Origin of the sequence: Nocardioides sp. 31GB23 (assembly GCF_040012395.1) — a bacterium.
Lineage (GTDB): Bacteria > Actinomycetota > Actinomycetes > Propionibacteriales > Nocardioidaceae > Nocardioides > Nocardioides salarius.
In genome coordinates this window covers 1-20,381 of sequence record NZ_JBDYKJ010000001.1, presented here as the reverse complement: position 1 = coordinate 20,381, position 20,381 = coordinate 1, and the positions used below count along the sequence as shown (strand labels likewise).

Below are 20,381 nucleotides of genomic sequence, written 5' to 3'. Positions count from 1 at the left end.
TAGGGGTGAAACCACGCCGATGGCGTTTCACGCTGCCGTGCAACGGTTATGGGGTAGTTGTCGCGGGCTCGGCGCCCGTACGGAGCTCTTACGCAGCAGCTCCCGACGGTGCCGGGCCGGCGGCGCACATCCCCCGCGTGAGGAGAGCACTGCATGGACCCCTGGGTGTCCCTCGACCCACCCATGCCCGCAGGAGCACGAGCCCGGGCCGGTGAGCCCGGAGGGGCTCGCGAGCTGGTCACCGGCGCCCTGGCCGACGGCACCAAGCGCGGCGACGTGGCCGGCCACCTCGAGCTGGCCGCCGCGCTCGGCGCGGTGGTGCCGCGTCCCGCCTCGGGGTCCACCGCCACGTTGTGGGAGAGCCTGGCCACGCTGGGCGCCCACGACCTCCAGCTGGCCCGCGCCGTCGAGCCGCACCTCGACGCCCTGGCGATCCTCGACGAGGCCGGGGTCGCGGTCGCGGCCGGACCGGGCGCCACCTGGGGCGTCTTCGCCGCCGAGGGCCCGGGCGTGCGCCTCGTCGCGCGTCCCGACGGCGAGCGCTGGCTGCTGGAGGGCACCAAGCCCTGGTGCTCGCTCGCCTCCCACCTCAGCCACGCGCTGGTCACCGCCTGGGTCGACGACCGCACCCGCGGGCTCTTCGCGCTCGACCTGCGCGACCCGGCGGTGCGCACGTGTGAGCACGCCGAGCGCTGGGTGCCCCGCGGCCTGCCCGACGTGGTGAGCACCCCGATCGAGGTCGAGGGCGCCGCGGTGACGCCGGTCGGCGCCCCCGGCTGGTACCTCGAGCGGGACGGCTTCGCCTGGGGCGGCATCGGGGTGGCCGCCGTCTGGTACGGCGGCGCGGTCGGGCTGGCCCGGCGCCTGGCACAGCCCGTCGGTCGCGAGCTCGACCAGGTCGCCCACCTGCACCTCGGGGCGGTCGACCAGCACCTGACCGCGTCCCGGGCCGTGCTGGCCGAGGCCGCCGCGCTCGTCGACTCCGGCGGCGTCACCGGCTCGGCCGCCGCAGCCCTGGCCACGCGGGTCCGCTCGGTGGTCGTCGCCTCCGCCGAGGGGGTGCTCGCGGCCTGTGAGCACGCCCTGGGGCCGGGCCCGCAGGTCGGTGACGCGTCGTACGCCGCCGCGCTCGCCGACCTGCGCCTCTACCTGCGCCAGCACCACGCCGAGCGCGACCTCGCCGCGGGGGGGGGGGGGGGGGGGGGGGGGGGGGGGGGGGGGGGGGCCCGCCGCTGGAGCTCTCCGCCCGCGACGGCCGCAGCCTGGAGCACGTGGTCGTGGTGGCCGCCCACCCCGACGACGAGTCCCTCGGCGCCGGCGGGCTGCTGTCGCGGCTGCTCCGGCTGCCCGACGAGGAGCGCCCGCGGATCGAGATGGTGCTGCTCACCGCGGGGGAGGCGAGCCACCCCTCCTCGCCCACGCACGGGCGCGAGCAGCTCGCGGCCCGGCGCCTCGAGGAGTCGCGCGCGGCCCTGGACGCCCTGGGCGGTGCCGCCGAGGGTGTCCCGGTGCACTGGTGGGGCTCCGCCGACGGGCACGTCGAGGCCGACGAGGCCCGGTGGACCGACCGGCTCAGCGCCCTCGTCGGCGACGGCAGCCGCGCCCTGCTGGTCGGCCCGTGGCGCCACGACGGGCACCCCGACCACGACGCCGCGGGGCGGATCTGCGCCGCGGCCGCCCGGCGCACCGGCGCCCGGCTGCTGGAGTACCCGATCTGGTTCTGGCACCGGGCCGAGCCCCACGAGGCGCCCTGGGTCGACCTGCGCCGGCTGCCGCTCGACCCGGGCACCTGCACCCACAAGCGGCACGCCGTGCACGCCCACGCCTCCCAGGTGCGACCGCTCTCGGAGGAGCCCGGCGACGAGACGCTGCTGCAGCCCGAGGTGCTGGCGCACTTCCTCGGCGAGCAGGAGGTCTTCGTCGAGGCGCCGGCACGCGACGAGACCCTCGACGAGCTGCACCGCTCCGTGGCGGAGCCCTGGGGCGCCGACACCCGGTGGTACGAGGAGCGCAAGCGGGCGCTGGCCCTGGCGATGCTGCCGGCCCGCCACCACGGACGGGTCCTCGAGCTCGGGTGCTCGACGGGGGTGCTGACCCGCGCCCTGGCCGAGCGCTGCGACGACGTCCTGGCGGTCGACTCCAGCCGGGCGGCCGTGGAGGCGGCCCGGCGGCGCACCGAGGACCTCGCCAACGTCGAGGTGCAGCAGCGGCTGCTCCCCGAGGACTGGCCCGACGGGCGCTACGACGTGATCGTGCTCAGCGAGGTCGGGTACTTCCTCAGCCCCGTCGACCTCGACGAGCTGGTGCGCCAGAGCGCCAACGGCCTCGACCGCGACGGCCTGGTGCTGCTGGCCCACTGGCGCCACCCCGTGCAGGGGTGGCCGCTCGACGGCGCCGCGGTGCACCGTGCCTTCGAGGCGCTGCCGGGCTGGTCGCGCATCGCCGAGTACCGCGACCGCGACGTCGAGCTGCTGCTGCTGGGCCCGGAGCACCGTCTGCCGGATCCCACCGAGTGAGCGGCATCGACGCGCTCGTGGTGGTCGTCCCGGTCCACGACGAGCAGGAGGTGCTGGGCGCCTGCCTCGAGGCCATCGAGACCGCTGCGGCCCGCGTGCGCGCCCGGGAGGCCGCCGCCCCGCGGGTGCAGGTCGTCGTGGTGCTCGACGCCTGCACCGATGCCAGCGCCGAGGTCGCTGCCGCCCACGGCGTGCGCACCGTGCACTGCGGGGCGCGCAGCGTCGGGGCAGCGCGGGCCCTGGGCGTCGACACCGGGACCGCGGGGTGCGCGCCCGACAGGTGGGAGCGCACCTGGGTGGCCACGACCGACGCCGACAGCCGGGTGCCGGCGTCGTGGCTCGACGACCACCTGGCCGCCGCCGAGCACGGCCACGACCTGCTCGTCGGGCCGGTGCAGCCCGACGCGGCCGGCCTCGACGCTCCCGTGCTCGCGGCGTGGCACGAGCGGCACCGCGGCGGGCGGCTGCACGTGCACGGCGCCAACCTCGGGGTGCGGCTCTCGGCCTACCGGGCGGTGGGTGGCTTCGCCGACCTGGGCACCGGCGAGGACGTCGAGCTGGTGCGCGCGCTCCTCGAGGCCGGGACGCCCGCGGTGCGGCAGGGGCGTCCGGTCATCACCTCGGCCCGCGAGCACGGCCGGGCGCCCGACGGCTTCGCGGGCTACCTGCGCGCGCTGCGCATCGCCGTGGCCGAGGGCGCGTCGGCCTAGCTGGTCGAGGTCAGCAGGTCGAGGTCAGCAGCCCACGTCGGTGACGTCCCCGTCGCGCAGGACCCGGCGCTGGGTCGAGCCGGCGGCGTCGAGGCGGTAGGCCGAGCAGTAGTAGAAGCTCAGGTGCTCGTCGCGGCGCAGCCGCACCGGTGACCAGGCCCCGCCGCCCGTCGGCTCGAGGTAGTCGATGCGTTGGCGCAGCAGCGCCCGCGGCCCGCCGCGGTGCTTGAGGTAGCGGTCGAGCCAGCGCTGCACGGTGACGCTGGTCAGGGCCTGGCCCCAGCGGCTGGCCGGCAGCACCAGCGGGATGTCGGTGTACTCCAGGTGGGTGGAGGCGCGGGGGACCAGCATCATCGAGTCGACCCCGGCGGCGTCCCAGGCGTCCCACCCGGTCGCCCTCTCGCGGCGCGGGTCGGGCCCGTCGGGACTGGGCTGCGGCTGGATGGAGCTGCCGCCCGAGAGCTGCCACGGCGTGACGGCGAAGCCGTACTCGGACTGCACGCCGAGGGCGGGCACCACCGGGCGCAGGTCGACGTCGTCAGCGGTGGGGGTGCCGAGCTTGTCGAGGGCCACGACGGTGGCGACCCGCTTGTCGACGGCCTGCACCTGCGAGACCGCCGCGGCGCCGAGGGAGTGGCCGATCACCGCGATCCGGTGGCGCCGGCCCGGGGTCACGGGGTGACGCTCGCGGCGCCGGTCGAGCAGGTGGTGGAACGGGTTGGCGGCGTCGACGGCGGCCCCGGTGCTGCCCGGGTTGGCCCACGGTCGCGCCGGCGTCGCGAGCAGGAAGGACAAGGCGTCGCGGGTGCCGACCTCGAAGTTGGCCTGCTGCTGGAACGGCACCCCCGGGCAGCCGGTCATCTCGTCGCTCACCTCGGCGGGCGGCGGCTGCGTGGTCGGGTCGCAGAACGGGAACGCCGAGCCGTCGGGGTGCGGGAAGGTCTCGCTGCCGCCCTGGCCCTGCACGTCGTAGGTCAGCACGACGTAGCCACGCTCGGCCAGGTCCTGGGCCAGCCACTCGTACATGCCCTCGGAGCCCTGCACCGAGCCCGGGGTGATCACCACGCCCGGGAACGGTCCACGCAGCCGCCGGCCGGAGTAGGGGTCGCGGGCGCCCTCGGCCGGTGCCCACACGGTGCCGCGCAGCAGCGCGCCGTAGCGGTTGGTGAAGGCCACCCGCTGCGACCGGCCCCGGGTGCCCGACCACGAGGCACGCAGCGGGTTGCCGACGTCCCAGCCGGGCACCAGGTTGCCGGCCGTCAGGGCCGGACGGGTCGGCTCGGCGGCCTGGGCCAGCAGCTGGGCCACCGACAGCGCGGAGCTGTGCGCGACCAGCGCGGGCAGGTAGGCGGGGTTGCGCAGCTGGCCGCCCTCGCCGTGGATGCGCCCGTAGGCGTCGGCGACGTTCTCGGTGTCGCGCTGCACGTACGCCGCCGAGCCGGGCTCCGGGCCCGGCTCGGGCTCCGCGGAGGCCGCCGCGCCGGACGAGGTGGGGCCCAGCAGCAGGGCGGGCGCCGCCAGCAGCGCGATCGAGGTGGTCAGGCGGTGGGGCAGACGGTGGGGCAGGCGCACCGGGGGTCCTCCGTGGTGGTGAGCGGCACAGGTCGGTGCCCCCTCAACGAGCCACCGCGCCCGGCGACACGCTCAGGTGCCTGCGACCACGACCGTGACGCCGAGGGCGTAGAGCACGATCATCGCGGCGCTCTCGAAGCCGATGCGGCCCGGGCCGCGCTCCTCGCGCCGGATCAGGCCCATCAGCAGCACGGCCGTCATCAGCGCCCCCAGCGCGGTCCAGAAGACCACCGTGCTGGAGACGGCGTGGTAGATCGAGCCCTCGCCGTAGGCGACGTCGGAGAAGGCGGCGAAGAGGGTGTCGAAGGCGTTGCCGCCGATGATGCCCGACACCGCCAGGGTCAGCGAGCCGTTGCGCACGGCCGCGACGGTGGTGACCAGTTCGGGCAGCGAGGTGACCACCGCGGTGAACAGGGTGCCGACCAGCGCGGCCTCGAGCATCGTCTGGGAGACGATGACCGAGGCGCTCCTCTCCAGCACGTAGCCGGCGGTCCCGATGGTGGCCGCGAGCAGGAGGAAGGCCCCGACCTGTCCAGCCAGGGACTCGCGCTGGTTGGCCTCCTCCGGCTCGTCGACACGGGTCTCGTGGGTGCGCGCGGGGGTCCACATGGGCTGGGCCTGGGTCTGGCGCACCAGCCGCAGGCCGTAGACGTAGGAGGCGAGCAGCAGCGGCGTGACCACGTGCACGTGGCCGACGGTCCACTGCGGCATCGCGAAGGCGACCAGCAGCCACGACATCTGGGCCATCAGCAGCGCGCCCTGGATCATGTTGCCGATCGAGGCGGCCGCGTGCTCGAGGTTGGCCCGGCGGTAGGCGATGTCGGCCACCGCCAGGAAGAGCGTCTGCACGGCGATCCCGCCGACGGCGTTCGACATCGCCAGCTCGGCGTCCCCGGAGACCGCGGCCGAGACGGAGAGCACGCTGCCGCTGAGGGAGGTGGTCAGGCCCATCAGCACCGCGCCGGCCACCGCCTCGCCCAGGCCCGTGCGGTCGGCGATCCGGTCGACCAGGCCGGCGAGCCGCACGCCGGCCATCCCGATCACGCCCGCGCAGACCGCGAAGAGGACCCAGGCGACGTCGAGGGTCATCGACTCGAGCACGGGCGCCTCCCGGACGGCGGTGGTCGTCGGACGGTGGTGTCCCGACCGTACCGAGCACCTCCGGCGCCCGAGACCACCCCACCAGCGCGACCCGTGGGGCGGCCCGGTGTCAGGGCAGGTGGACGGTGCCGCCCCCGTCGCGGGTGCGCGCCAGCAGGTCGGCCCGCGAGAGCGACCACAGGCCGCAGTCGCACCAGGCGGGCACCTCGTCGACGACCAGCGGACCGGGCTCGAGCAGGTCGGTGAACCTGCGCCGGTGGCCCGCTCCGTCGTGGGCGGTGTCGACGTAGTCCTTCGACCCGTGCGCGTGCGGGCCCGTGGTGGCCCGGTAGACCAGTCCCCTGGGGGTGTCGTAGACAGCGGCGAGGTGGTGGGCGTGGCGGCACTGCACGTTGAGGACCCGGTGGTCGCTGGTCCTGGTGAGGACGTTCGTCAGGTCGGCCATCGCACGCTCGGCGACCGCCCGGCTGTCGGGGTGTGGGCTCATCCGACCACGGTGCGGGCCGGCGTGCCCGGCGCCCAGGGTCCATGGGCCCGAAATGAAGAAAAGACCCCGTGGAGCCGGGGCCTTTCCAGTGTCCGAGGGGGGACTTGAACCCCCACGCCCTAATACGGGCACTAGCACCTCAAGCTAGCGCGTCTGCCTATTCCGCCACCCGGACGAGTGCGGTGGAACAGTAACAAAGCAGGGGCCGAAACCTCGCATCGGCCCCTGCCCACCAGCGTACGCCGCGGCAACGGCGGGCCGCACCCCTCGCGCCCCACCCGTCACGGGGTGGACAGCCACCGTGGCGGTGCCATGCTGGTGTCATGTCGACCCCCGCCGAGGACCCCCGTCAGGAGCACAGCGCGCACGCCGGCACGGAGCGCGGCTACGACCCCGCCGCGGAGGTCGTGGAGATCTGTCGCGACCTGATCCGGATGGACACCTCCAACTACGGCGACCAGGAGGGGCCGGGGGAGCGCAAGGCCGCCGAGCACGTGGCCGCGCTGCTCGACGAGGTGGGGATCTCCTCGCAGCTCTTCGAGTCCGAGCCCGGGCGCACCAGCGTCGTGGCGCGCTGGGGCGGCACCGAGGGCGACGCGCTGCTGCTGCACGGCCACCTCGACGTCGTCCCCGCCGCGGCCGAGGACTGGCAGGTGCACCCCTTCTCGGGCGAGGTCCAGGACGGCTACGTCTGGGGCCGTGGGGCGGTCGACATGAAGGACTTCGACGCGATGCTCCTCAGCGTCGTGCGGGCCCGGCAGCGGGCCGGCAGGATCCCGACGCGGCCGATCGTGCTGTGCTTCACCGCCGACGAGGAGGCCGGTGGCCACAAGGGCGCCGAGGTGCTGGTGCGTGACCACCCCGAGCTGTTCGAGGGCGTCACCGAGGCCGTCGGCGAGGTGGGCGGCTTCTCGGTCACCGTGCGCGGGCGCCGGATGTACCTGGTCGAGGCCGCAGAGAAGGGCATGGCCTGGATGCGGCTGACCGCCCGCGGGCGCGCCGGGCACGGCTCGATGCTCAACACCGACAACGCCGTCTCGCGGCTCACCGCCGCCGTGGCGCGCGTCGGCGCCCACGACTGGCCGGTGCGGCTGACCCCGACCATGGAGGTCCTGCTGGCCTCCGTCGGCGACCTGGCCGGGGTGCAGGCCACCCCCGAGAACGCCCCGGCGCTGATCGAGGAGTTCGGCGGCGCGGCGCGGATGCTGGGAGCGGTCATCTCCAACACCACCAACCCCACGATGCTGCAGGCCGGCTACAAGGTGAACGTGATCCCCACCGAGGCCACCGCCCACGTCGACGGCCGCTTCCTGCCCGGCTTCGAGGACGAGTTCTTCGCCACCCTGGCCGAGCTCGTCGGCGAGGGCGTCGAGATCGAGCACCTCTCCCACCAGCAGCCCTGGGAGACGCCGTACGACGGAGACCTGGTGCGCGCGATGAACCGCTCGATCCTCAGCGAGGACCCCGACGGCATCGTGGCGCCGTACCTGATGAGCGGCGGCACCGACGCGAAGCACTTCCGCAGGCTCGGGATGCGCAGCTACGGCTTCGCCCCGCTGCGCCTGCCCGCCGACCTCGACTTCACCGCCCTCTTCCACGGGGTAGACGAGCGGGTGCCGGTCGACGCGCTGGAGTTCGGCGCGCGGGTCTTCGACACGTTCCTCGACGACGTCTGAGCCCCCGGGCCCGGGCCGCGGGTCAGGCGGTGAGCACCCCGGTGCCCAGGAGCACCAGCACCGTGCCGCCGAGCAGGACGCGGTAGATGACGAACGGCGTGTAGGAGTTGGTGCTGACGTAGCGCAGCAGCCACGCGATGGCGGCGTAGCCGACGATGAACGAGACGACGGTGCCCACCAGCGTGGGGCCCCAGCCGTAGGCGTTGTCGCCGCCGGGGATCTCGGAGAGCTGGAACAGCCCGGCGCCCACCACCGCGGGGATGGCCAGCAGGAACGCGAACCGGGTCGCGGCGGCGCGCTCGAAGCCCAGGAAGCGCCCCATCGAGATGGTCGCACCCGAGCGCGAGACGCCCGGCACGAGCGCCGCGGCCTGGGCCAGGCCCATCAGCAGCGCGTCGCGCAGGCCCATCTTCTTGATCGCCCGGTCGTTGCGCCCGTACCGGTCGGCGATGCCGAGCACGACGCCCAGCACGACCAGGGTGCTGCCGATGATCCACAGGCTGCGGAAGTCCTGCTCGATGATGTCCTTGAGCGCGATCCCGAGCACCACGATCGGCAGCGAGCCGATGATGATGTACCAGCCCATCCGGGCGTCGACGTGGCCGCGCCACTCGGGCTGGAACAGCGAGCGCAGCCAGGTGGAGGCGATGCGCCAGATGTCGTGGCGGAAGTAGATGAGCACCGCCAGCTCGGTGCCGATCTGCACCACCGCGGTGAACGCCGCGCCCGGGTCGCCCCAGCCGAAGAGCTCGGGGAAGATCCGCAGGTGGGCGCTGCTGGAGATCGGGAGGAACTCGGTGAGCCCTTGGATGAGGCCGAGCACGACAGCCTTGAGGAGGTCCAGCACGCGGGCCAGCCTAGGAGACGCCGCTGGGCGAGCCGACGCCGACTCACACGGGCGGCGCCGCTAGGTTGTGGCCATGCAGCAACGCTCACTGGGCGCGACCGGGCTCCGCGTCTCCCGCCTCGGCCTGGGGACGATGACATGGGGCCGTGACACCGACGAGCACGAGGCGCGCGACCAGCTGGTCTCGTTCGTCGAGGCCGGCGGCACCCTCGTCGACACCGCCGCGGCGTACGCCGACGGGCACTCCGAGGAGCTGCTCGGCTCGTTGATCGGCGACGTCGTCGACCGCGACGACGTGGTGCTGGCCACCAAGGCCGGCCTGGGGCTGCGCAAGGGCAAGCTGCGCGTCGACACCTCGCGCGGGCGGCTGCTGAGCACCCTCGACGCCTCGCTGCGCCGCCTGGGGGTCGACCACGTCGACCTGTGGCAGGTGCACACCTGGCACGACGGCGTGCCGCTGGAGGAGACGCTCTCGGCGCTCGACCTGGCCGTGAGCAGCGGCCGGGCGTCGTACGTCGGGATCTCCAACTACACCGGCTGGCAGACCGCGCAGGCCGCCACCTGGCAGCGCGCCGTGCCCGGGCGCACCGTGCTCGCCTCCACCCAGGTGGAGTACTCCCTGCTCAACCGGGGCATCGAGCACGAGGTGCTGCCCGCCGCCGAGGCCACCGGCCTGGGCGTGCTCGCCTGGTCACCGCTGGGTCGTGGGGTGCTGACCGGGAAGTACCGCACCGGCACCCCGGCCGACTCGCGTGCCGCGACCTCGCAGTTCTCCTCCTTCGTGGGCGCCTACCTCGAGGAGCGCTCGGCCGGCGTCGTCGAGGCGGTCGCCCGCGCCGCCGAGGGCCTCGACCTCAGCCCCCTGCAGGTGGCGCTGGCCTGGGTCCGCGACCGGCCCGGGGTCACCGCCCCCATCGTCGGCGCACGCACCGCCGCCCAGCTGGCCAGCGCGCTTGAGACCGAGGACGTCGAGCTGCCCGGCGAGATCACCGCGGCCCTCGACGACGTCTCGGCCGACTGACGCCGACTGACACCGACTGACACTGCGTGCAGCCTTGAGCCGGTCCGCAAGACTGTCTGCCGCAGCACCCGATCCTCTCGAGGAGGCACCATGACCCGCACCCCGTTGCGCCCCGTGCGCCGCGGAGTGGAGTGGGAGTTCGACCGCGTGTCGTTCTCCCGCGAGTTCAGCCGCAACGTCGTGACCAAGCTGCTCGTCGACCGTGCCGAGCACGGAGGCTGGGAGCTCGACCGCGTGCAGATCACCGCCGATGGCACCCGTCGCGTGGTGCTGCGCCGCAAGATCATCCGCGCGGTGCGCACCGCCTGACCCGGCTCACCACCAGCCGGAGCGCCGGAACTGCCACCACAGCAGCCCGGAGGCCGCCACCATCAGCAGCAGCGCGAAGGGGTAGCCCAGCGCCCAGCCCAGCTCGGGCATGTGCTCGAAGTTCATCCCGTAGACCCCGGCGATCAGGGTCGGCACGACCACCAGCGCCGCGCCGGCGGAGATCTTGCGCATGTCGTCGTTCTGCTGCAGCTGGATCCGCGCGACGTGCACGTCGAAGGCGGTCGAGAGCAGGGCGTCGAGGTTGTCGACGAGCTCGGCGGTGCGGTTGAGGTGGTCGAGGACGTCGCGGAAGAACGGCCCGGCCTCGGGGTCGACGCCGTGCACCGCGCCGTCGCTGAAGCGGTGCAGCGGCTCGCGCAGCGGCTGCACGGCGCGGCGCACCTCGGCGATCTCGCGCTTGAGGGTGTAGATGCGCACCGAGTCGTTGGTGCGGGCGGGCGAGAGCACCGACTCCTCGACCTCGTCGACGTCGACCTGCAGCTCGTCGACCACCGCGACGTAGGCGTCGACGACCCGGTCGCACACGGCGTAGACGACCGAGGACGGCCCGTGGGTCAGCACCTGCTCGCTGGACTCGAGGAAGGAGCGGGCCGGGCTGAGCTCCAGGCCGTGGCCGTGGCGCACCGTGACGACGAAGTCGGGCCCGACGAAGAGGTTGACCTCGCCGGTCTCGACGGCGTCCTCCTCGTCGACGTACCAGAGCGTCTTGAGCACCAGGAAGAGCCCGTGCTCGTAGCGCTCGAGCTTGGGTCGCTGGTGGGCCTTGACGGCGTCCTCGACGGCCAGAGGGTGCAGGTCGAAGGCCTCGGCCACGGCACTGAGCTCCTCGGGACCGGGCTCGTGCAGGCCCACCCACACGAAGCCGCCCCGCTCGCTGGCGCGGGCGCGCAGCGCCGCGTAGTCGGCGTCCTGGCAGTCCACCGGGGTCCGGACGCCGTCGTGGTAGACGGCCGCGTCGACGATCACGGGGCCACGCTAGTGCCCCGGCCGGCTCGGGTGTCCCCGGCTACAGTCCGGGGCATGGCCACGATGGTGCTGATCCGGCACGGACGCACGACCGCCAATGCCACCGGCGTCCTCGCCGGACGCACCCCCGGCGTCGAGCTCGACGAGACCGGTCGCGCGCAGGCGCAGCGGGCGGGGGAGCGGCTCGCGGGCGTGCCGCTCGCGGCGGTGGTGACCAGCCCGATGCTGCGCTGCTGCCAGACCGCGGAGTCGGTGCTGGCCCAGCAGGGCGCGGCCCCGGTCCTCGAGACCGACGACGGCGTCACCGAGTGCGACTACGGCGACTGGCAGGGCGGCGCGCTGAAGGACCTGGCGGGCGAGCCCCTGTGGCGCACCGTGCAGACCCAGCCCTCCGCCGTGACCTTCCCCGGAGGGGAGTCGATGGCGGGCATGCAGGCGCGCGCCGTGGCCGCCGTACGCCGCCTCGACGCGCGGGTCGAGGCCGAGCACGGCCCGGGCGCGGTCTGGGCCGTGGTCAGCCACGGCGACATCATCAAGTCGGTGCTCGCCGACGCGCTGGGCCTGCACCTCGACCTCTTCCAGCGCATCGGCGTCGACCCGGCCTCGATCTCGATGGTGCGCTACACCGAGCAGCGGCCCTACGTGCTGGCCAGCAACACCCACGCCGGCGACCTGGCGTGGCTGGTGCCGCCGCCCGCGGCCGACGAGCAGGCGAGCACGGGCGACGCCCCCGTCGGCGGCGGCTCGGGGCCCGAGGAGCCCGTCCCCGCACGACCGGGTGGGTCGGCCGGCTCCGCGGCGCCCCTAGGCTGAGGGCCATGCCAGTCGTCCACGCATTCGACCCGCCGGAGCGCTTCGTCACCGGCACCGTCGGCGAGCCCGGGTCCCGCACGTTCTTCCTCCAGGCCCGCAGCGGCAGCCGTGTCGTCAGCGTGGCCCTGGAGAAGCAGCAGGTCGCCGCGCTGGCCGAGCGGGTCGACGAGCTGCTCGACGAGGTGATGGGCTCCGAGACCTCCACCGCCGTGATCCCGGCCGTCGCGCCCCTGGGGCTTCAGGACACCGACCCGCTCGAGCAGCCCATCGACGAGGAGTTCCGCGCGGGCACGATGACGCTGTCGTGGGACCCCGACGACGAGCGCATCGTGATCGAGGTCTTCCCCTACAGCGAGGCCGCGGTGGTCTCCCCGGAGCAGGTCGACCAGGACTTCGAGGAGCCCGAGCCCGACGAGGTGCTCCTGGTGCGCCTGGAGGCCGGGGCCGCGCGGGCCTTCGTGCAGCGCACCGAGCAGGTCCTCGAGGCAGGGCGGCCCAGCTGTCCGTTCTGCGGCAACCCGATCGACCCCGACGGCCACCTGTGCGTGCGGGCCAACGGGTTCCGCCGCCGTGAGCCCTGAGCAGCAGGTCGACCTGGTCGAGCACGAGCTCGAGCTGCGCGGGCGCATCCTGCCCGCGTCGAACGCCACCTTCCTGGGCACCATCGGCGAGCTCCAGGTGGTCTACAAGCCGATCGCCGGCGAGCGCCCCCTGTGGGACTTCCCCGGCGCCGTGCTGGCCCACCGCGAGGTGGCGGCCCACGTCGTGGCGCAGGTCTTCGCCGGCCCCGACCGGCCGGTGCTGGTGCCGCGCACCTGGCTGCGCGAGGGCCCGCACGGTCCCGGGATGGTCCAGGAGTGGCAGGAGCCCGACCCGGAGGTCGAGGCCGTGACCCTGGTGCCCTCGGGGGCGACGCCCGAGGGCTACCTGCACGTCTTCGACGGCTACGACGCCGAGGACCGGCTGGTCTCCCTGGTGCACGAGGACACCGCGGCGCTGCGCTCGATGGCGGTGCTCGACGTGCTGCTCAACAACGCCGACCGCAAGGGCGGGCACGTGCTGGCGATGGGCGACGGGCGCCGCTACGGCGTCGACCACGGCATCGCCTTCCACACGGAGCCCAAGCTGCGCACGGTGCTCTGGGGCTGGCTGGGCGCACCGTTGACCGACGCCGACCGGGCCGCCGTCGAGCGGGTGCGCGACGGGGCCCGCGGGTCGGCGTGCGGGGGAGCGGGGGAGCCGCTGGCCGACCTGCTGGTGCCCCTGCTCGGCGACGACGAGATCGAGGCGCTGGCCCGGCGCTGCGAGCGGCTGCTGGCCCGAGGCACCATGCCGGCCCCCGACGCCGACGGTCCGGCCATCCCCTGGCCGCCGTTCTGAGCCCGGCGACGGTGGTCGATCCTCGTCCTGGGCCGGGCACCCTCTAGGCTCGCCCCATGCGTGCCTGGACTGCCCCGGAGATGCCCGCCCTTCCCGTGAGCGGCCCGGCTGTCTCGCTGCACGACACCCCCAGCGGCTCGCGCCGCCTGGTGGTGCCCGAGGGCACCGCCCGCCTCTACGCCTGCGGCATCACGCCCTACGACGCCACCCACATGGGCCACGCGGCGACGTACGTCGGCGTCGACCTGCTCAACCGGGCGTGGCGCAACGCCGGCCACGACGTCGCCTTCGTGCAGAACGTCACCGACGTCGACGACCCGCTGCTGGAGCGGGCCACCAAGGTCGGTGTCGACTGGGTGGCGCTGGCCGAGCGCGAGACCGAGCTCTTCCGCCAGGACATGCAGGCGCTGCGGGTGCTCCCGCCGCGCGACTACATCGGCGCCGTCGAGTCGATCCCGCTGGTCATCGACCTGATCGAGCGGCTCCAGGCCGCCGGGTCGGTCTACCGGGTCGAGGACGACTGGTACTTCTCGGTGCACGCCGACCCCGCCTTCGGCGAGGAGTCGGGGATGGACCGCGAGACGATGCTGCGGATCTTCCCCGAGCGCGGCGGCGACCCCGACCGCCCCGGCAAGAAGGATCCCCTCGACTGCCTGGTCTGGCGCGGCGAGCGGGCCGGCGAGCCGTCGTGGCCCAGCCCCTTCGGCCCCGGGCGCCCCGGCTGGCACGTCGAGTGCACCGCCATCGCGGTGGAGCACCTCGGCAACGACTTCGACGTGCAGGCCGGCGGCAGCGACCTGGTCTTCCCGCACCACGAGATGTGCGCCGGCCACGCCCAGGTGGCCGAGCCCGGCGCCCGCTTCGCGCAGGTCTACATCCACGCCGGCATGGTGGCCTACGACGGCGAGAAGATGTCGAAGTCGAAGGGCAACCTCGTCTTCGTCTCGGCACTGCGCCACGCCGACGTCGACCCGATGGCCATCCGGCTGACCCTGCTGCGCCACCACTACCGCTCCGACTGGGAGTGGACCGACGCCGACCTGCTGGACAGCGTCGACATGCTCGCCACCTGGCGCCGCGCTCTGTCGCTGGGCGCCGGCGCGCCGGCGGCCCCTGTCGTGGAGGCCGTGCTGGCCGCCTGCGCCGACGACCTCGACGCCGCCACCGCGGTGGGCGTGGTCGACGACTGGGCGCGCGCCACGCTGGGCACCGACGGGCTCGCCGACACCTCCGACGCCCAGGCCGCCCTGGGCGTGCACCGCGTCCTCGACGCGGCGCTCGGCCTGTCGCTCTGACCCGAGCGGCAGCCGCCGGTCAGTCGTCGCTCTGGCGCCGCTTGAGGTAGCGCTCGAACTCGCGGGCGATGGCCTCGCCCGAGGCCTCCGGCAGGTCGGTGGTGTCGCGGGTCTCCTCGAGGGCGCGCACGTAGTCGGCGACGTCCTCGTCGTCCTCGGCCAGCTCGTCGACGCCTCGCTCCCAGGCGCGCGCCTCCTCGGGCAGCTCGCCGAGGGGGATCGAGATCTCCAGCAGGTCCTCGATCTGGCCGATCAGCGCCAGGGTGGCCTTCGGGCAGGGCGGCTGGGCGACGTAGTGCGGCACCGCCGCCCAGTAGGAGACCGCGGGCATGTCGACGCGCACGCAGGCGTCCTGGAAGACGCCGACGATGCCGGTCGGGCCCTCGTACGTCGACTGCTCGAGCTTGAGCCGGTCGACCAGCTCGGGCTCGGTGGCGGTGCCGGTGACCGGGATCGGGCGGGTGTGCGGGGTGTCGGCCAGCAGCGCCCCCAGGGTCACCACCAGCTCGCCGCCCAGCTCGTCGACCGCGGCGAGCAGCTCGGCGCAGAACTGGCGCCAGCGGATGTTGGGCTCGATGCCGCGGACCAGGATGATGTCGCGACCCAGGTCGGGCGGGGAGGCGACCGCGATCTGGGTGGTGGGCCAGGTGATGCGCCGGTGCCCGAGCTCGTCGCTGCCCACGACCGGCCGGTTGACCTGGAAGTCGTAGAAGTCCTCGGGGTCCACCGCGCCGACCACCCGGGCACCCCAGGCGAGCATGAGGTGGTCGACGACCGACGACGCGACGTCGGCCGCGTCGTTCCAGCCCTCGAAGGCCGCGATCACGATGGGGTCGACCAGGTCCGGGGCGTCCTCGATCTCGATCACCGACCCAGCGTAGTCACCCCCCAGCTCACCTCCCCGGGGATTTCGCCCGCCGCGCGCGCCGGTGTCACCATCTGAACACCCTGTCCAGCCTTCGGACACCCTCCTAGGCTGGCGGGACCCGCTCGGGGCGCCGCCGGTGCCCCACGAGAGGAGAGCCGCGTGAGCCAGCCCAGCACCGAGACCCCCATGGAGCGCGTCGGCGCGGGGGAGTGGCGCCGTGACGCCACCGACGAGCTGCGATCGGCCCTGGCCCAGCGGATCCTGGTCATCGACGGCGCGATGGGCACCGCCATCCAGCGCGACCGTCCCGACGAGGCCGGCTACCGCGGCGAGCGGTTCGCCGACTGGCCCAGCGACCTGGTCGGCAACAACGACCTGCTGACCCTGACCCAGCCCGCGATCATCGAGTCGATCCACCGCGAGTACCTCGAGTCGGGCGCCGACCTGATCGAGACCAACACGTTCAACGCCAACGCGGTCTCGTTGGCCGACTACGGGCTCGAGGCCCTGGCCTACGAGCTCAACCTCGAGTCGGCGCGGCTGGCCCGCCGCGCGGCCGACGTGGTCGCCACCGACGAGCGTCCGCGCTACGTCGCCGGGGCCCTGGGCCCCACGACGCGCACCGCCTCGATCTCCCCGGACGTCAACGACCCCGGCGCCCGCAACATCGACTTCGACGCCCTCGTGGCGGCGTACCGCACGGCCACGCTGGGTCTGCTCGACGGCGGCAGCGACCTGCTGATCGTCGAGACCATCTTCGACACCCTCAACGCCAAGGCGGCGATCTTCGCCGTCGAGACCGTCTTCGAGGAGCTCGGCCGGCGCTGGCCGCTGGTCATCTCGGGCACCATCACCGACGCCTCCGGGCGCACCCTGTCGGGCCAGACCACCGAGGCGTTCTGGAACTCGGTGCGCCACGCCCGGCCGCTCGCGATCGGGCTGAACTGCGCCCTGGGCGCCCGCGAGATGCGGCCCTACGTCGCCGAGCTGGCCCGGGTCGCCGACACCTTCGTCTCGGTCTACCCCAACGCGGGGCTGCCCAACGCGTTCGGCGAGTACGACGAGGCGGCCGCCGAGACCGCCGCGGTGGTCGGGGAGTTCGCCGAGGCCGGCTTCGTCAACATCGTCGGCGGGTGCTGCGGCACGACGCCGGCGCACATCGCGGCGATCGCCGAGGCGGTCGCCCCGCACCAGCCCCGCACGCCCGCGACCGTGCCCTCGGCGATGCGGCTCTCGGGCCTCGAGCCGTTCACGATCGACGGCGACAGCCTCTTCGTCAACGTCGGCGAGCGCACCAACATCACCGGCTCGGCGCGCTTCCGCAAGCTCATCAAGGACGGCGACTACGACACCGCCCTGAGCGTCGCGGCCCAGCAGGTCGAGAACGGCGCCCAGGTCATCGACGTCAACATGGACGAGGGCATGATCGACGGCGTCGCGGCGATGGACCGCTTCACCAAGCTCATCGCCAGCGAGCCCGACATCAGCCGGGTGCCGGTGATGGTCGACTCCTCGAAGTTCGAGGTCATCGAGGCCGGGCTCAAGAACGTGCAGGGCAAGCCGATCGTGAACTCGATCTCGCTCAAGGAGGGCAAGGAGGCGTTCGTCGCCCACGCCCGCCTGTGCCGCAAGTACGGCGCCGCCGCGGTCGTGATGGCCTTCGACGAGGACGGCCAGGCCGACAACCTCCTGCGCCGCCAGGCGATCTGCGAGCGCGCCTACCGCATCCTGGTCGACGAGGTCGGCTTCCCGGCCGAGGACATCATCTTCGACCCCAACGTCTTCGCGGTCGCGACCGGCATCGAGGAGCACGCCTCCTACGGCCAGGACTTCATCGAGGCCACCCGCTGGATCAAGCAGAACCTGCCCGGCGCCAGGGTCTCGGGCGGCATCTCCAACGTCAGCTTCTCCTTCCGCGGCAACAACCCGGTCCGCGAGGCCATCCACGCGGTCTTCCTCCTCCACGCCATCGAGGCCGGCCTCGACATGGGCATCGTCAACGCCGGCGCGCTGGTGGTCTACGACCAGGTCGAGCCCGAGCTGCGCGAGCGGATCGAGGACGTCGTGCTCAACCGGCGCCCCGACGCGGCCGAGCGGCTGCTCGAGATCGCCGAGGAGCACAACCGGGTCGGTGAGGCCAAGGAGGCCGCCACCGAGGAGTGGCGTGCGCTGCCGGTCTCCGAGCGCATCACGCACGCGCTGGTCAAGGGCATCGACACCTACGCCGAGGCCGACGCCGAGGAGCTGCGCCTCGAGATCGACGCGAGGGGCGGCCGGCCGATCGAGGTCATCGAGGGCCCGCTGATGGACGGCATGGACGTGGTCGGTGACCTCTTCGGCGCCGGCAAGATGTTCCTGCCCCAGGTGGTGAAGTCGGCGCGGGTGATGAAGAAGGCCGTGGCCCACCTCATCCCGTTCATCGAGCAGGAGAAGCTCGACAAGCCCGAGTACGCCACCGCCAAGGACACCAACGGCACGATCGTGATGGCCACCGTCAAGGGCGACGTGCACGACATCGGCAAGAACATCGTCGGCGTGGTGCTGCAGTGCAACAACTTCGAGGTCATCGACCTCGGGGTGATGGTGCCGGCGCAGAAGATCCTCGACACCGCCCGCGAGGTCGGCGCCGACATCATCGGGCTCTCCGGCCTGATCACCCCCTCGCTCGACGAGATGGTCACGATGGCCACCGAGATGCAGCGCCAGGGCCTCGAGATCCCGCTGCTCATCGGGGGCGCCACCACCTCGCGCGCCCACACCGCGGTCAAGGTCGACCCGCGCTACGACGGGCCGGTGGTCTGGGTCAAGGACGCCTCCCGCTCGGTGCCGACCGCGGCCGCGCTGCTGCACGCCGAGCGGCGTACGACGCTGCTGGCCGACGTCAAGGCCGACTACGACTCGCTGCGCGAGCGCCACTCGCACAAGACCGACCGGCCCAAGCTGTCCTACGCCGACGCGGTGGCCAACGCCACTCCGATCGACTGGGACGACTACTCCCCGCCGGTCCCGCACCGGCCCGGCGTCCACGTCCTCGACGACTACGACCTGGCCGAGCTGCGCGACTACATCGACTGGCAGCCGTTCTTCAACGCCTGGGAGATGAAGGGGCGCTTCCCCGACATCCTCAACAACCCCGCCACCGGCGAGGCCGCGCGCCGGCTCTACGACGACGCCCAGGAGATGCTCGACCGGGTCGTCGCCGAGAAGTGGATCGGCGCCCGCGGCGTCTACGGCTTCTTCCCCGCCGCCGGCGAGGGCGACGACACCATCCTCTACACCGACGACGAGCGCTCCGCCGAGCGCACCCGGCTGCACCACCTGCGCCAGCAGGGCCAGCACCGCGACGGGGTGCCGAACAAGTCGCTCGCCGACTTCGTGGCACCGGGCGAGACCGGCCTGGCCGACCACGTGGGCGGCTTCGCGGTGACCGCCGGCATCGGGCTCCCCGAGCGGGTGCAGGCCTTCAAGGACGCCAACGACGACTACAACGCGATCCTGCTCGAGTCGCTGGCCGACCGGTTGGCCGAGGCGTTCGCCGAGCGGCTGCACCAGCGGGTGCGCACCGACTTCTGGGGCCACCAGCCCGAGGAGCAGCTGAGCAACGAGGACCTCATCGCCGAGCGCTACGAGGGCATCCGCCCCGCGCCCGGCTACCCGGCCTGCCCCGACCACACCGAGAAGCTGACCCTGTGGGAGCTGCTCGACGTCGAGGCCAGCACCGGCATCTCGCTGACCGAGTCGATGGCGATGTGGCCGGGCGCCTCGGTGTCGGGCTGGTACTTCAGCCACCCGCAGTCGCAGTACTTCGTGGTCGGCCGGATCGCGCGCGACCAGGTCGAGTCGTACGCCGAGCGCAAGGGCTGGAGCCTCGCCGAGGCCGAGCGCTGGCTCTCGCCGAACCTCGGCTACGACCCCGAGGACTGACCCGTGGCCGACGACGCGAGCCCGGGGCTGCCCGCAGCCCTGCTGTGGGACATGGACGGCACCCTGGTCGACACCGAGCCCTACTGGATCGAGACCGAGTTCGCCCTCGCCGAGCGGTACGGCGGCACCTGGTCGCGGGCGCAGGCCCTCGACCTGGTCGGCAACGACCTGCTGACCTCGGGGCGCTACATCCGCGAGCACATGGGCATCGACCTGACGCCCGAGCGGATCGTCGAGGAGCTCCTCGACGGGGTGGTGGCCCGCGTCGAGCGGGCCGTGCCCTGGGTGCCGGGAGCGCGGGAGCTGCTGCTCGAGGCAAGTGGGGCGGGGATCGCCTGCGCGCTGGTCACGATGTCCTACGAGCGGTTCGTGGCACCGATCCTTGTGCACCTGCCGCCCGAGACGTTCCGGGTCATCGTCACCGGCGACAAGGTCGAGCTCGGCAAGCCGCACCCCGAGCCCTACCTGACAGCGGCCGCCGCCCTCGGCGTCGCACCGCGGGACTGCGTGGCCATCGAGGACTCCAACACCGGCGCCAAGTCGGCCGAGGCCGCCGGTTGCACGGTGCTGGTGGTCGAGAACCACGTGCCGGTGCTGCCCGGGCCGCGGCGCGTGCTGCGACCCACGCTCGAGGGTCTGTCCCCGCGGGACCTCGGCGACCTGCTGATGCGCTGAGCCGCGCCGTCCCGGGGGTACTAGTACCACCGGACGATGGTGACCGGGACCACGCAGGGCGCAGCATGGAACCACTCGGAACGACGGGAGCAGGGCACCTGCCTCGCCGTACCGGCCGTGCTCGACAACGCCACCACGCCTTCCCTGGGCGAGCGGCGCCCGGCCCAGATGGCCGGGTGGTGACGGTGCCGAGCGCGGCC

General features: G+C 73.6%; 19 protein-coding genes and 1 tRNA gene. 12 read left to right on the top strand and 8 right to left on the bottom strand.

What is annotated here, in order from left to right; all coding sequences use genetic code 11:
- Positions 1–27: 27 nt before the first annotated feature.
- Positions 28–1,161, bottom strand: a complete 1,134-nt coding sequence (locus ABKW28_RS00100) for a hypothetical protein (RefSeq protein ID WP_348605513.1) — start codon at positions 1,159–1,161, stop codon at positions 28–30.
- Positions 1,162–1,271: 110 nt separating this feature from the next.
- Here ABKW28_RS00100 and ABKW28_RS00095 point away from each other — a divergent pair, with 110 nt between their 5' ends.
- Together ABKW28_RS00095 and ABKW28_RS00090 are read left to right on the top strand one after the other, a co-directional pair.
- Positions 1,272–2,516, top strand: a complete 1,245-nt coding sequence (locus ABKW28_RS00095) for a bifunctional PIG-L family deacetylase/class I SAM-dependent methyltransferase (RefSeq protein ID WP_348605511.1) — start codon at positions 1,272–1,274, stop codon at positions 2,514–2,516.
- Complete coding sequence (locus ABKW28_RS00090) at positions 2,513–3,226, top strand: glycosyltransferase (RefSeq protein ID WP_193668844.1); 714 nt, start codon at positions 2,513–2,515, stop codon at positions 3,224–3,226. The genes ABKW28_RS00095 and ABKW28_RS00090 overlap by 4 nt, the downstream gene beginning before the upstream one ends.
- 24 nt (positions 3,227–3,250) lie before the next feature.
- On the opposite strand, the gene ABKW28_RS00085 is transcribed toward ABKW28_RS00090, so the two are convergent.
- The 4 genes from ABKW28_RS00085 to ABKW28_RS00070 all read right to left on the bottom strand — a co-directional run bounded on the left by ABKW28_RS00085 (position 3,251) and on the right by ABKW28_RS00070 (position 6,561).
- Positions 3,251–4,798 carry an alpha/beta hydrolase gene (locus ABKW28_RS00085; protein ID WP_348605510.1) on the bottom strand — a complete coding sequence of 516 codons (1,548 nt, stop codon included), beginning with the start codon at positions 4,796–4,798 and terminating at the stop codon, positions 3,251–3,253.
- A gap of 72 nt (positions 4,799–4,870) precedes the next feature.
- On the bottom strand, positions 4,871–5,899 hold the full coding sequence (locus ABKW28_RS00080) for a hypothetical protein (protein ID WP_348605507.1): 1,029 nt from the start codon (positions 5,897–5,899) through the stop codon (positions 4,871–4,873).
- A 109-nt stretch (positions 5,900–6,008) separates the two neighbouring features.
- Positions 6,009–6,386 carry a hypothetical protein gene (locus ABKW28_RS00075; protein WP_348605506.1) on the bottom strand — a complete coding sequence of 126 codons (378 nt, stop codon included), beginning with the start codon at positions 6,384–6,386 and terminating at the stop codon, positions 6,009–6,011.
- A gap of 89 nt (positions 6,387–6,475) precedes the next feature.
- A tRNA-Leu gene (locus ABKW28_RS00070) sits at positions 6,476–6,561 on the bottom strand.
- A gap of 148 nt (positions 6,562–6,709) precedes the next feature.
- Here ABKW28_RS00070 and ABKW28_RS00065 point away from each other — a divergent pair.
- Complete coding sequence (locus ABKW28_RS00065) at positions 6,710–8,062, top strand: M20/M25/M40 family metallo-hydrolase (RefSeq protein WP_348605505.1); 1,353 nt, start codon at positions 6,710–6,712, stop codon at positions 8,060–8,062.
- Between the two features lie 22 nt (positions 8,063–8,084).
- Here the strand turns inward: ABKW28_RS00065 and ABKW28_RS00060 are convergent, their stop codons facing one another.
- Entirely contained in the window at positions 8,085–8,909 is an 825-nt protein-coding gene (locus ABKW28_RS00060; protein ID WP_348605503.1) for an undecaprenyl-diphosphate phosphatase, read from the bottom strand.
- A 73-nt stretch (positions 8,910–8,982) separates the two neighbouring features.
- On the opposite strand from ABKW28_RS00060, the gene ABKW28_RS00055 reads away from it, so the two are divergent.
- Both ABKW28_RS00055 and ABKW28_RS00050 read left to right on the top strand, forming a co-directional pair.
- Complete coding sequence (locus ABKW28_RS00055; RefSeq protein WP_348605500.1) at positions 8,983–9,930, top strand: aldo/keto reductase; 948 nt, start codon at positions 8,983–8,985, stop codon at positions 9,928–9,930.
- A 90-nt stretch (positions 9,931–10,020) separates the two neighbouring features.
- Positions 10,021–10,239: a DUF5703 family protein gene (locus ABKW28_RS00050; protein WP_227491662.1), complete on the top strand. Its 219-nt coding sequence runs from the start codon at positions 10,021–10,023 to the stop codon at positions 10,237–10,239.
- 6 nt (positions 10,240–10,245) lie between these two features.
- Here the strand turns inward: ABKW28_RS00050 and ABKW28_RS00045 are convergent, their stop codons facing one another.
- The gene (locus ABKW28_RS00045) at positions 10,246–11,226 is read right to left on the bottom strand and encodes a magnesium and cobalt transport protein CorA (protein ID WP_348605498.1); all 981 of its coding nucleotides are present in this window, start codon (positions 11,224–11,226) and stop codon (positions 10,246–10,248) included.
- A 54-nt stretch (positions 11,227–11,280) separates the two neighbouring features.
- Between ABKW28_RS00045 and ABKW28_RS00040 the strand changes: the two genes are divergently transcribed.
- Genes ABKW28_RS00040 through mshC form a run of 4 tightly spaced genes read left to right on the top strand, consistent with a single transcriptional unit; the run spans position 11,281 to position 14,714 of the window.
- Complete coding sequence (locus ABKW28_RS00040; RefSeq protein ID WP_348605496.1) at positions 11,281–12,039, top strand: histidine phosphatase family protein; 759 nt, start codon at positions 11,281–11,283, stop codon at positions 12,037–12,039.
- Positions 12,040–12,044: 5 nt separating this feature from the next.
- The gene (locus tag ABKW28_RS00035) at positions 12,045–12,620 is read left to right on the top strand and encodes a DUF3090 domain-containing protein (RefSeq protein WP_193668838.1); all 576 of its coding nucleotides are present in this window, start codon (positions 12,045–12,047) and stop codon (positions 12,618–12,620) included.
- Entirely contained in the window at positions 12,610–13,419 is an 810-nt protein-coding gene (locus ABKW28_RS00030; protein ID WP_348605493.1) for an SCO1664 family protein, read from the top strand. The genes ABKW28_RS00035 and ABKW28_RS00030 overlap by 11 nt, the downstream gene beginning before the upstream one ends.
- Before the next feature lie 56 nt (positions 13,420–13,475).
- The gene (gene mshC, locus ABKW28_RS00025; RefSeq protein WP_348605491.1) at positions 13,476–14,714 is read left to right on the top strand and encodes a cysteine--1-D-myo-inosityl 2-amino-2-deoxy-alpha-D-glucopyranoside ligase; all 1,239 of its coding nucleotides are present in this window, start codon (positions 13,476–13,478) and stop codon (positions 14,712–14,714) included.
- Positions 14,715–14,733: 19 nt separating this feature from the next.
- Here mshC and ABKW28_RS00020 read toward each other — a convergent pair whose 3' ends face one another.
- Positions 14,734–15,582 carry a PAC2 family protein gene (locus tag ABKW28_RS00020; RefSeq protein WP_193668835.1) on the bottom strand — a complete coding sequence of 283 codons (849 nt, stop codon included), beginning with the start codon at positions 15,580–15,582 and terminating at the stop codon, positions 14,734–14,736.
- Between the two features lie 186 nt (positions 15,583–15,768).
- Between ABKW28_RS00020 and metH the strand changes: the two genes are divergently transcribed.
- Genes metH through ABKW28_RS00005 form a run of 3 tightly spaced genes read left to right on the top strand, consistent with a single transcriptional unit; the run spans position 15,769 to position 20,364 of the window.
- Positions 15,769–19,506 (top strand): methionine synthase, encoded by a 3,738-nt coding sequence (metH, locus tag ABKW28_RS00015; protein ID WP_348605621.1) that lies wholly within the window; start codon positions 15,769–15,771, stop codon positions 19,504–19,506.
- 3 nt (positions 19,507–19,509) lie between these two features.
- The gene (locus ABKW28_RS00010) at positions 19,510–20,181 is read left to right on the top strand and encodes an HAD family phosphatase (protein WP_348605489.1); all 672 of its coding nucleotides are present in this window, start codon (positions 19,510–19,512) and stop codon (positions 20,179–20,181) included.
- A gap of 36 nt (positions 20,182–20,217) precedes the next feature.
- Entirely contained in the window at positions 20,218–20,364 is a 147-nt protein-coding gene (locus ABKW28_RS00005) for a hypothetical protein (RefSeq protein WP_193668834.1), read from the top strand.
- Positions 20,365–20,381: the final 17 nt, after the last annotated feature.

Excerpts from the sequence above, each read along its gene's own strand:
- ABKW28_RS00035 (WP_193668838.1), top strand. The coding sequence starts at position 12,045 with ATGCCAGTCGTCCACGCATTCGACCCGCCGGAGCGCTTCGTCACCGGC.
- ABKW28_RS00050 (WP_227491662.1), top strand. The coding sequence starts at position 10,021 with ATGACCCGCACCCCGTTGCGCCCCGTGCGCCGCGGAGTGGAGTGGGAG.
- ABKW28_RS00040 (WP_348605496.1), top strand. The coding sequence starts at position 11,281 with ATGGCCACGATGGTGCTGATCCGGCACGGACGCACGACCGCCAATGCC.
- ABKW28_RS00005 (WP_193668834.1), top strand. The coding sequence starts at position 20,218 with ATGGTGACCGGGACCACGCAGGGCGCAGCATGGAACCACTCGGAACGA.
- ABKW28_RS00065 (WP_348605505.1), top strand. The coding sequence starts at position 6,710 with ATGTCGACCCCCGCCGAGGACCCCCGTCAGGAGCACAGCGCGCACGCC.
- ABKW28_RS00055 (WP_348605500.1), top strand. The coding sequence starts at position 8,983 with ATGCAGCAACGCTCACTGGGCGCGACCGGGCTCCGCGTCTCCCGCCTC.
- metH (WP_348605621.1), top strand. The coding sequence starts at position 15,769 with ATGGAGCGCGTCGGCGCGGGGGAGTGGCGCCGTGACGCCACCGACGAG.
- ABKW28_RS00075 (WP_348605506.1), bottom strand. The coding sequence starts at position 6,386 with ATGAGCCCACACCCCGACAGCCGGGCGGTCGCCGAGCGTGCGATGGCC.
- mshC (WP_348605491.1), top strand. The coding sequence starts at position 13,476 with ATGCGTGCCTGGACTGCCCCGGAGATGCCCGCCCTTCCCGTGAGCGGC.